The organism is Sphingomonas sp. QA11 (assembly GCF_028473665.1).
GTDB lineage: Bacteria > Pseudomonadota > Alphaproteobacteria > Sphingomonadales > Sphingomonadaceae > Sphingomonas > Sphingomonas phytovorans.
Genome location: NZ_CP098774.1, coordinates 4,305,117 through 4,317,041, shown reverse-complemented (window position 1 = coordinate 4,317,041; position 11,925 = coordinate 4,305,117). Strand labels below are relative to the sequence as shown.

Sequence of the window (11,925 nt, the reverse complement as noted above, 5' to 3'; positions counted from 1 at the left end):
TCGCCGAGCGCCGCCAGGAGAATATCCTCGCACGGCGTATCGGCGCCCTTGCGCCGACGCAGTTTCCAGAACGCGTGAAGATCGCGTAGCCGTGCGTCCCGGATATCCCCCAGGAATATATAGCCGTCTTCGCTGAGCAGCGATGAAGCCCGTGAGAGCAGCGTGTCCAGCGCCGCCTCGTCGGGCAGATATTGCACGACGGAATTGAGGATGATCGCGTCGAACCTCTGACCGATCCCGAAATCGAAGGATTCGATGTCGCCGGTCTCGAACCGCGCGTTCGCCGATTTCATCCGCGTCGCATGATGACGGCAATATTCGATGGCGTTCGCGGCGAAATCGATTCCGAGGAAAGCATCCACGTTCGGGATCAGGCGGAATGCCAACGTGCCGATGCCGCATCCCAGTTCGAGCACGCTGCGCGGCTTCCAGCGCAGGATTTTCGAAGCGGCGTCGTCAGTGGCGGCGAGCACCTCGCGGGACGGGATCGGCTGGCGGGTTCCGCTATCGACCCAGCCCAGCGTGTTTTCGTGGGGTGCGACGCTCCAATCGAGATCGGCATAGCTGTCGTCGAACACCGGCTGCCATTCGCCCGCCGTCCCGCTCGCGTCGTCGGGCGCTTGTTCCGTTGCTTCCGCGGGGAAAACCAGCGCCACGAATTCGCTGCGCTCACCGTCCAGCACCGTGACCTGGGCGTCGCCCACCTGCGGGTGGCGTCGCAAGGCGGCTTCGATCGAGCCCGGCTCGATCCGCACGCCGTTCACCTTGATCTGCCTGTCGAGACGGCCTTCGCAATGGAAACCGCCGCTCGCGTCGAAAGTCCCCAGATCGCCCGTCCTGTAGGAGCGCCCAAGTCCGGCGAGCGAACCGAACCCGCCCCCCTCGCCGCCGAGATACCCCTTGGCGACGGCACATCCGCCGATCGCGATCTCGCCCCGTGCCGTGATGGGCAGCAAGCGCTCGCCGCAGGTCAGCGCCAAGCGGACATTGTCGACCGGAACGCCGATCGGGACATTCGTGCCGACTTCGGTGCCGGTGACCTGGTGGCACGTCACGTCGACGGTCGCCTCGGTCGGCCCATAGACGTTGTACAGGGCGATTCCGGCTTCGGCGATCAGGCGGTGCGCGAGGTCGGTCGGCAGGGGCTCGCCGCCCGACATGACCGCTCTCACGGTTTCGGGAAGCGGGCGTAGATCGATGATCGCGCGCAATTGCGTCGGCACGCAATGGAGCGTCGTCGCCCCGTGCCTCGCGATGTGCTCACCGAGCAATTCCATATCGCGCTCGGCATCGGGCGGCGCGATCGCCAAGCGGCCGCCTGCGATCATGATCGGAAACAGCTCGCGGCACACCGCGTCGAACATCATCGTGGTCTTCCAGATGCCGACATCCGCCGCGGTCAATTCCAGGGTATCGGCGACCCAGCGGCTGATATTGGCCAGGCCCGCATGCCCGACCAGAACCGTTTTGGGCGTGCCGCTCGTGCCCGACGTCGAAATGGCATAGGCCGTGTGATCGAGAGACGGGAAGGCGGCAGCGGGATGCTCACGGCCGCTCGCGGTCAAGGCTTCGAACGCGCACGTTTCATGCTCCGCGGGGACCTCTTCGCCGATGACCAGCGCCGGTTTCAGCGCATCGAGAACCGCGGCGCGATAGGCGGGCGGGGCGTCGGGATCGATCGGCGCCCAGATCATGGCGGCGCGCATGATGCCGATCAGGCTGACGTAAAGCTCGATCCCGCGCGGCAGGCAGGTGGCGATCCGCGACTGGGGCGCTATTCCGCGGATCGACAAAGCCGTGGCCAGGGCGTCGGCCCGCATCGTCAGCTCGCGATAGGTCAGCTCCGCTTCCCCGTGGCTGAGCGCCACCGCCTGCGGTTGTTTCCGGGCCTGGTTCCAGATCAGGTCGACGATCGTCCGGTCGAGATTTTCGGGCCGGACCCGGCCGCTGACGATCCTGCTACCGCGGTCCTGCTCGGCGATGCCGGTACTGGCGAGCGCCGACAATTCCTCGCGGAACAGCGCCAGCAGATCCCGGGCGAATGCCGCGCCGACCCGGGCGGGGTCGTATTCGATCTCGAACTCGACCGATTCGATGCCCTCGGTCACGAACAGCGTCACCGGGACCTTCGCTTCGCCGACGCGCAGCCGTTCGAGCTCGATCGTGACATCGCTGATCCGGATGCCTTCATAGGGCGCGTTCTGCAGGACGAAGAGCGCCTGGATCGGCGCGTCTTCATGCTCATGCCGCTCCAGATGCAACCCGTCGATGACTTCATCGAGCGGGGCTTCCTGATTGTCCTGGAGCTCGATCATGAGCGACTGATTGTCCGCCAGCTGCATTTCCGCCGGGCGATCGAGCACGTGATGTGCGGGAAGGAGGACGGTGTTGGCGAAGAAGCCGATCATTTCGGCGACGTCGGGATTTCTCCGATTGGCCACCACGGTGCCGAGAAAGAAGTCGTTCTGGCCGCTCATCAGGCCGAGCGCGCGCTCGAAGGCCGTGAGCAGCACTGCGGAAAGCAGCATTTTGCGGCTTCTCACGAATTCTCTCAGCAGGCGCGTGTCGGCCGGCCCGGCGAGCCAGCTCAGGTGGTGGGCCGGTCGGCGCCGCGAGGCCGGGGCGCCGATAGGAAGATCCAGCGGCGGCAGGCCGGCGACCCGATCGATCCAGAAATGCACCTGTTCGGCCGACGCCGACTCGCTCTGAAACTCCGCGAAGTCGGCGAATTGCAGGGAAAGCGGCGCGAGCGGGCCGGCATCGCCCGTCCCGAGCAACTCATAGGCTTCGCAGAAATCGCGGGTGAGGACCGAATGTGACCATCCGTCCCCCACGATGTGATGCATCACGAAGACGAGCGCGTGATGATCCCGTTCGATGCGGATCAGGCGGCAGTGGAAGAGCGGCGCCTGATCGAGCGGAATTTGCTCGGCCGCGAATTCGGCGGCGAGCTGCGCAGCGGCGGTCTGGCGCTCCTGCGAGGTCCGCCCCGGCGCACTCACTTTTTCGAATGCAGCCGGCGCCTTGTCCTCGATCACCTGGAGCGGTTGTTCGCCGTCGAAGATGAAGCGCGTACGGAGCGTCTCGTGCCGATCCTGCAGCATGGCGATCGCCCGCTCGATTCGGGCGGCATCCAGCGGCCCCTTGAAATCGAGCCGATACGCCATGTTGTAGGTGGCTTCCTCGGGATGCTTGGCTGCCAGGAACCATAGCCGCCGCTGTTCGCGCGATACGCGCGCCCGCAACGCGCCCGACCCGGGCGCTTCACCGGCATCGGGGCGTTCCCGCGTCGCGTCAGTCAGCATCGGTCAACATTGCCGACGGACGCCGCCGCCGACGGATCGGACGAATGACCGTGCCCGCTCCCGTCTCCCGGCCGGCACTTGCCGCGATCGCGGCGGCGAGCGCGGAAATTGTCGGCTCGTTGAAGAGCTCCTTGACGGTCAGCGTGGTGCCGAAACGCTTATTGGCCTGGTTGATCAATCTTATGGCGTTGAGCGAATGCCCGCCGCGATCGAAGAAATTGTCGTGAACGGCGATGCCCGTCTGTCCCAGCAAGGCCTCCGCCATCGCGATGATTTCGGTTTCGATCGCGTTCGGTTGCGAAGGGGCGTGCGTGCGCGCGTTCGCGTCCTCGCGGCACGCTCTCAGCTCGCGCGCGAGCGCGCTCGCATCGAGCTTGCCGTGCGCCGTGCGCGGAAACGCCGCCATCGGCGCGACGAGGTTCGGGATCATCGCCAGCGGCAGATAGTCGGACAGGTAGGACCGCATGAGCCGCGTCAACGTCCGCGCGTCCTGGCGCGCACCGGGGACGAGCCGGACGGCTGCGAGGAGTTCGGCGCCCTGGCCGGCACCGTCGCTTGCGACCACCACGCATCGCTCCACCACCGGATGCGCCTCGATCTGCTGCTCGACCTCGCCGCACTCGATCCGCATGCCGCGGATTTTGATCTGGCGGTCGCGGCGGCCGAGATATTCGATTTCCCCGTCGGGCAGCATTCGGCCCATATCGCCGGTACGATATGCCCGCTGCCCGCCGGAATGCGGGAAAGGATCAAGAAAGGCGGACCCGGCCGCGGCGCCGAGATAGCCTAGACCGACCGGCGTGCCGGCGATCACGATCTCTCCGCTTCTGCCACGCTCTACCGGCTCGAGCTGCTCGTCGGCGATGATGATCATGCAATTGTCGATCGGGCGTCCCAGCGTGACCCTCGCGCCGGTCTCGGGCCGGATCTCCTTGCAGGTGACGTCGACTGTACACTCCGTTGGTCCATAGACGTTGAACAGCCTGCAATCGGGCAGCAAGCGGAAATGCCGTTCGACCAGTGTCCGCGGCAAGGCTTCTCCGCCGCACATCACGCGCGAAAGGGAACGCAAGGCCGGGCTCCCCTGTCCTTCCGTTATCCCGAGCAACTCGTCGTACAGGGTGGGGGTCGCGTGCAGGACCGTCACTGCGTTGTCGTCGATCAACTCGACGAGCGCGTTCACGTCGAGCGCTTGACGGTCATCGGCCATGATGACGCACGTTCCGTGGCACAGCGACATCAGCGTTTCGCGCAAGAATGCGTCGAAACTGATCGGTGTCTTCGCCAGCACCCGATCCGCTTGCGACAAGTTCAGGGCGTCACCCATCCATGCTGCGAAATTCGCAACGGCGCGGTGCGGGATCAGGGCCCCCTTCGGCACGCCCGAGCTGCCGGAGGTGTACAGCAGATAGGCCGCGTGATCCGGCCGACAGACGCGCGTGTCGAACGGGTCACCACCAGCGGGGGGGAAACCGAACTCCTCGATGGCTCGACAAACCGTATCCGGCGCCAGCGCCGCGGCATCGCCGACGCAGTCGCCGGAATATAACATCAGTCCCGGTTTCGCATCCGCGATGATCCGCCGATTCCGCTCGGGCGGAGCCTCGGGATCGAGCGTCACGAACGTAGCATTCGCCATCGCCGATCCGATCAGCGCGGCCGGCAGTTCGAAACCACGCTGGACGAGAAGCGCGATCCTCCGCTCGCCGCAATCCAGTTGCAGGAGCGCGGCAGCGATCTGGGCGGCGCGGTCCCGCAAATCGCGGTAAGTCAGGGATTCTCCCGAATAAAGGACCGCCGGCGCATGGGGGGTTCGGGCGACGACGCGCTCGAACATCGCCACCACGTCGGGCGCGGTTTTGACGATCCTGCCTTTTGCGATGGAAGGTTGCCGTCGCGGCGCAAGCTGCGCCAAAGTCGTGTCGCCTACCGCGGCGGCTGTTTCTACCAGTGACCGAAAATCCTGGGAGAAACGATCGATGAGATCGGGATTGAACAGCTGGGCGTTGTATTCGATCTCGAGGAAAAGCTCTCCTTCGCCTTCCACCGAAACAGCAGCCAGACTGTCTGTGAGGAACATTGTGAGATCAAGCTTGGCTCTGCCGTTGGGGAGCGGCAGAAGGGAGACCTCGATTCCGGGAAGTGAAACCGCGCGCGCCGGAACATGGGACACGAACATGAACTGGAATACTGGATGGAGGAATGGCGTACGCGACGCGCCCGACGTTCGCGCGATCTCGTCAAACGGGATGCAGACGCGGTCGATCGCGGCGAGCTTGTCAGCGTGGAAGCGCTTGATGAGCGAAGCGAGGGTCTCCTGCCTGCCGCAATCGACCGGAACCGCAAGCCAGTTGACGAAGAAGCCGAATATATTCTCGAACCTGCTGCCGGGACGGTTGGAGGCTGCGATGCCAAGCGCGAAGGGCCCCCCCTCAGTGAAACGGTCGATGGTGAGCGCGAACATCGCCGCAAGAATGCTTGAGACGGTCAGCGAGAGCTCGCCGGCGAGCGCTCGCACGGCCCGGGCGACTTCGGGCGAAAGGCTGAACGTCAGCCTGCCTGCCCGATCACTGTCCAGCTCGGGACGGACTTTTCCATCGAAGGTCGAGCTTTCGAGGCGGCAAGCCGAGAGCGCATTGCGCGCGTCTTCGATCAGGGCGGGGATATCCGGCTCGGCCAATCGCCTGCGCTGCTGGCGCGCAAAGAGCGAATAGCCTGCCGAAGGCGCCTCGCTTCTGGGCGCGCCAAGGCGATATTCGGTGGCGAGCTCCCGGAACGCCGCCGCCAGGGACCAACCGTCGCTGATGAAATGATGGATCGCGACGATAAGGTTGAATGAGCTCTCGCCCGTACGGACCAGCAGCCAGCGCCACAGCGGCGGATCGGTCAGATCGAAGGGGGTGGTCGAGATAGTTTCGCAAAGGGCGCTCAGCCTCTCCGCTTGGTCGGGGTGGCCCGACAGGTCCATCAGCGGCAGATCGACCGGCACATTGCGGTCGATCGCGGCGAGATCGATGTCGTCCGTTCGGATCAGATGCGTATAGAGCGCGTCGTGCCGTCCCACCACATTGCGCAGTGCATCGACCAGGCGGTTCTGATCGGTCACGCCGCGGAAGAATACGGAGGCTGAAACGACATAGGCGGCGCTCTTCGGATACAACGCGTCCAGAAAGGACAGGCGCTGCTGCCCATGCGACGGCAGGTAGAATCGGCACCGCTCAACGCAGGCCTCTCCGCGCAGGGACGGCGCGCGCAGTCCGTTCAGTTCATGGCGGAGTTTCGCCTTGTGCAACGACAATTCCGTCCGAAGCGAGTCCGGAAGCGATTTCGTATTTCCGATGAGAACCAGATCATCGCCGAGAACACCAAGGTCGATGCCGGCAGTGTCGAGTTGCAGGATCGCGTGGGCGGCGTTCACAGCGTTTCCGCTTCCTCTGTCAGCGATTCGCGTTTTTCCGGAACTGCCTGGTCCAGCGCCCTTTCGACGATCGGCATCAAGCGATCGACGACGCTGTCGATGGTTTGCGCATCCATCAAGACCACCAGTCCGACCTCGATGTCATATACTTCGGAAAGCTTGTTGCGCAGCTCTACCGCCATCAGCGAATCGAAGCCGAGATCGTAAAGATTGGTTCGGGCGTCGACTTCGTCGATTTCGATTTCCAAAGCCTTCGCGATCAGGACTTGTAAACGCGAAACCAACGCCGCCCTGCGTTCTTTGGGGGCGATGTGGTGAAGCGTGTCCAGATCCTTGCTCCGCTGTCCCTCCTGTTTCGGTCCGGCCAGATCCGCTGCCGCCGGTGCCGATCGCGCGCGCTGTTCGGGAAACTGGGCGATCACGACTTCGTCATGGCCGCCGGACAGCACCAGCCCGAGCGCCCGCAGGGCGTTTTCCGGGGCCAGGCGCTCGATCCCCTTCAATTCGAAGATCGCGTCGAGTTCCGGCGCAGCGGCCATGCCCGCGCCACACCATGGGCCGAAATGGACGATCGTCGCGCGATGCGGTGTGCCGCGAACCATCCGCCTGAGCGCAGCGGCCGCTGCCGCGTTGGCGGCCGAATAAGCGACCTGCCCCTGCGACCCGCGCAACGCCGCCAGGCTCGAAAACAGAATGATGTGCAGCGGTCTCTTGGCGTGATCGAGCAGACCGCGCAGGTTCTCGATCGCGCCCAATTTGGGGGCGAAGGCCGATGCGACGCTCTCCCGGGTGACGCCGTCCCCTTCCGATCGGTCGACTCCCGCCAGGTGAAAGATCGTGTCGAAAGCGTCGGGGTCCTGGTCGCAGTCCCGCAATGCGTCCTCGATCGGGTCCACGGCGACGTCCGCGCGGCAGTCCTTCACCGCCACGCGAGCGATACCCGCCCTGGGGCCGCGCATCCCGTTTCTGGAAACGCTCGTAATGGCCGAAGCCCCTTCCTCTTCCAGCCACGAGATGAGCTCGCGTCCGAGTGCGCCGCTGCCGCCCAGCACGACCGCCCGACCGCCCGCGAGCAGATCCCCGGTTGGCTTAGCGGAGCCGGACGACTCCCCGAACGGCTCCAGCTCCATCCGGAAAACGTCGCCGCCGCGAATCGCGGCCGGCAATGTTTCGCTGGCGAGACTGGCTGCTATCGCCTGCGCCGTGCGCTCGCCCGTATCATCGACGTCGAGGACGCCTTGCGGTGTCTGCCCTCCGAACTGCGTGAGCGAGGCGGCGGCTGACCAAGCCGCAGCCGCTACCGGATCGGGAAGCCCGTCATCTTTCAGGACGGCCTGGGCCGAACGCGTCAGCACCGCCCATTTGATGCCGCGTCCCTGCTTCGGCAGCGCGCTCGTCCAGTTGGCAATTTCGAGGGTGGCGGCCTGAGCCAGCCCGGCATCGGTACCGTCGGCGGGCGTCTGAGCCACGAAAATATGCCATTCCTGCGCACCGTCTGCGCGCCGGCTCCTTTCATCGCCCGCCCGCGTGGCTTCGAACCCGGCAGCCCGGAATGCCTCGATCCAGGCCGACGCGCCTGACGGCTCCGATGCTTGGACGATGAATGACATCGATTTCGGCGCGGCAGCCGTCGGTGCAGCTTCATGCCACGTGATCCTGTGCGCGACCTTTCTGGCCGTGATCACGCGCGGATCGCTCGGCGGCACCTTGAACCGGTTGAATGCGATCCGGCCGAGTTGCACGACCGCCCGGCCTTGCCCGTCGCGGGCGACGGCATCGAAATAATCAATGTCTCCTTCGCGGCCTCGTGCGTCGGTGACGACCGTCAGGACGCCGGGCTCGACATCTCCGATCGACATCGAGCCGACCCCCGCGGGCATGGCAAGCGGGACGCTTGCGGCGCGCAGGCCGGGCCGCAACGCGAACGCATGCGCCGTGGAGATGACGGCGTCGACCAGAATGGCCTTGCCCTGTTCGCTCGCATCTTCGACCAGCAACTCGGTTTCTGCGCGATCACCATCGAGCCGAACCCGTTCGACCAGGCGAAACTCATCTCCATAAAACCCGCCAAGCGTACCGATATAATCGTAGAACTGGCTCCGTTCGGCGATCAGGTCCGGGCCGCCGCCGGCCATCGGCTTGGGCACGCGTTCGCGATAGGATTGCCGGAGCGAGGCGATGTCCGTCACCGCATCGATCGTCATGGAATCCTTTTCCACGAAATCGATCAGGCAGGCGACTTCGCCGATACCGATCGCCGCCAAGCGGTCGAGGGTCCGGTGCGCGGCGGCGAACGATCCGATCAGGGAGAGGTTTTCGAATACCCGCTCGAACTGGATATCGGCCATCTCGCCAAAGGTCTTGTCGTCGATGGCATCGGCCGGGCGGTCAAGCTGCAGCATCAGCTCGCGATTGTCGAACAGGTACTTACGATAGGGGCCGGCAACGGCTCGCCGGACTTCGGCGCTGTCGTCGCCGAGGCAGCAATGGACCATGACGGTCACGACGCCCTCGTCCGGTTCGTAGCCATTGTCCTCGCGGGCCTTGCGATAAGCCGCAATGGCGGGTTCCAATCCTTCGAAACCCAGATCGACAAGATACGTCAGGACATTCGCGCCGACCGAGCCAGCGTACCGGAAGGTGTCGATCGATCTGGCCGCCGTTATCCAGAGCGGAAGCGACGGTTGCAACGGGGCCGGGCGAATGGCGACGGAATGGCTGCGGCCTTCGACCTGCCGGGTCAAGCTTGCACCGCTCCACAATTCCCGCACTTGGCGGACGCGCTTGCGGAATTCGCTTTTGCGCGTGGCATAGCATTCGGGGGCCAGAACGAAATCGGATCGCAGCCAGCCGGAGGCGAGGGCGACATCCACCCGACCGCCGGAGAGGTTATCCACCATCGACCATTCCTCCGCGATCCTGATCGGATCGTGGAGCGGCGCAACGACGCTGCCGGCGGCAAGCCGGATAGTGCTGGTCATGCCCGAAAGATGGGCGGCGAGCAGCGCTGGATTGGGATGCAGCGCGCCAAACTGCACGAAATGGCGTTCGGGCAGCCAGATCCGCTTCAGACCGGCCTGGTCGGCAAGACGCGCAGCCTGCTGGATTTGCCCGTAACGGCCCGCCGCCAGATCGTCGTTGGCGCCGCCCGAGAAGAACATGATGCTGAAATCCATCACAGCGCCTTTCTGACTGCCAAGCCTTCCGCGCGGACCACGCCGTCGGCGTCGCTGACGACGGTGACGCGGTAGGTGTCCTCGGCCTCCTTCGCGAGCCGCAGCGTCGTGCTGGAGCCTTCGGCAGCAGCAGCCGGGTCGATGATGATTGCCGAACGGAAACGCATGTCCCGAATTTCCAAGGCATCCCCGTTGCAATAGGGCAGGAGTGCGCTGCGTATCGCCATCATGATCGATGCACCCGGCACTATAACCGTCTGCGCGATGCGATGATTGGCGATGTAACCGGCGCTGAAATCGAGCGTCATCGCCTCCGGAAACGCAGCGCTGGCTGCCGACGCGGAGTCTGTCGGATCCCTACCGTTCGAGCTTGGGGCTTTGTCGTAGTCATAGGCCCAGTAGCGCTTGCGCATGAACGGATAGGCCGGAGGGGGGCTGGCCGGCCGCCGGCGGATCGGCAGGTCGCAGAATTCGTCCTTCGTTTCGGGCGGGTTCGGAGCGATCGGGGCGTCGCGGAGCGCCGCGGCAGCTTCCGGAGCGGACGTGGCCGCCACCTCGATCCGAAAGCGTTCCCCGCCGCATGCGCGCCGCGTCATCGCGGCGGCGAGCTGGAAATCCGGTGCGTCGAGCGAAGCGAAATAGTCCGCCCAAGATATCCTCGCTTGATCGAGGGCGTCCACGCTATGCGCCGACAATGTTATCGTCGCCGGCCCGTCATCGGCAGGCGGTTGCCAATCGTCCTCCGCCTCGTGGCTTCGTAACAGCAGATGGACGTTGGTCCCGCCGAAGCCGAACGCGCTGATCCCGGCGAAGATCGGCGAACCGGCGGCGGCGTGCAGCCGCTCGCCGTCCGTGACAAGGGCAATCGGTGCCCCCGCGTCGGCGAAGGGTGTGATCGGAGCGGCGGCACCGACATGCGGAGGCAGGAAGCGGTTCCGCAGGGCCAGCGCGGTCTTGATCGTCGAGAGCATCCCGGCCGCGGCTTCGGAATGTCCGAAATTCGCCTTTAGCGACGCGATCCTGCACGGTGTCTCGCGGCCGGAAAAGACCCGCGAAAGCGCGTTCGCCTCGATCGGATCGCCGACGGGCGTGCCCGTGCCGTGCGCCTCGACGAAGGTCACCGCATCGGGCGTGATGCCGCCCTTGTCATAGCACCTGCGCAGCAAGGTCTCTTGCGCCGCGCCGGAAGGGACGGTGATCGAGCTGGTCCTTCCGTCCTGATTGGACGCGGTCGCGCTGATCACCGCATGGATCGGATCGTCGCCGGCATCCTCTAGGCGCTTGAGCGCGATCACGCCGATCGCCTCGCCCCGGACGTAGCCGTCCGCAGCGCGATCGAAGGTGGCGCAGCGACCCTGGGAAGAGAGCATTTCCGCCATTTCGAAGCTGACGTTCACGACCGGAGAGAGCACCAGGTTCGCCCCTCCAGCGAGCACCAAGTCGCATTCTCCGCTGAGCAGCGACTGCACCCCCAGATGGATTGCCATGGCCGAGGCGGCGCAGGCTGCATCAACGGTGATGCTGGGCCCTTGGAGCCCGAGCGAATAGGAAACGTGATTGGAGGCAATGCAATGCGCCACGCCCAGCGCCGAATACGGGCTGACCCGGTCCGGCATCTCGTGACCGATCAAGCCGTAATCGTAGGAGCACAATCCGAAGAAGACGCCGGTTTGCGATCCCGCGAGCTTGCGCGGATCGATCGCGGCATCAAGCAGGGCCTGCCAGCTCTGCTCCATCAGCAATCGGTGCTGCGGATCCATGAGACGGGCTTCACGCGGCGAGATGCCGAACAGGCGCGCGTCGAACATGTCGACATCGTCCAAATAGCCGCCGCGCATGGAATTGGTGAAATTCCGCACCTTGCCCGCGAAACCGGCATCCGGCCCGGACCAGAGCCGCGACAGGTAGCGCCTATCTTCCGGCCAGCCGCCCGTGGCTGTTTCACCAGCCACGAGCAACTGCCAGAAATCCTGATAGCTATTGGCCTTCGGAGCCTTGCATGCCATCCCGATGATTGCGATTTCCT

The 11,925-nt window shown here is 64.9% G+C and carries 3 protein-coding genes and 1 pseudogene; all 4 read right to left on the bottom strand.

Going from position 1 to position 11,925, the window contains the following annotated elements:
- Positions 1-119: 119 nt before the first annotated feature.
- Positions 120-3,305, bottom strand: a pseudogene (locus NDN01_RS26025) (condensation domain-containing protein); the annotation flags it as partial.
- A complete protein-coding gene (locus tag NDN01_RS19885) occupies positions 3,295-6,723 on the bottom strand; it encodes a non-ribosomal peptide synthetase (RefSeq protein WP_272623568.1) in 3,429 nt (1,142 codons plus the stop codon). The gene NDN01_RS19885 and the pseudogene NDN01_RS26025, both read right to left, overlap by 11 nt.
- Positions 6,720-9,884, bottom strand: coding sequence for a MupA/Atu3671 family FMN-dependent luciferase-like monooxygenase (locus NDN01_RS19880; RefSeq protein WP_272628324.1), 3,165 nt, complete (start codon positions 9,882-9,884; stop codon positions 6,720-6,722). Before NDN01_RS19880 ends, NDN01_RS19885 begins: the two co-directional genes overlap by 4 nt.
- 14 nt (positions 9,885-9,898) lie before the next feature.
- Positions 9,899-11,905: a polyketide synthase gene (locus tag NDN01_RS19875; protein WP_443025148.1), complete on the bottom strand. Its 2,007-nt coding sequence runs from the start codon at positions 11,903-11,905 to the stop codon at positions 9,899-9,901.
- Positions 11,906-11,925 lie beyond the last annotated feature (20 nt).

Excerpts from the sequence above, each read along its gene's own strand:
- NDN01_RS19880 (WP_272628324.1), bottom strand. The coding sequence starts at position 9,884 with ATGTTCTTCTCGGGCGGCGCCAACGACGATCTGGCGGCGGGCCGTTAC.
- NDN01_RS19875 (WP_443025148.1), bottom strand. The coding sequence starts at position 11,905 with ATGGCATGCAAGGCTCCGAAGGCCAATAGCTATCAGGATTTCTGGCAG.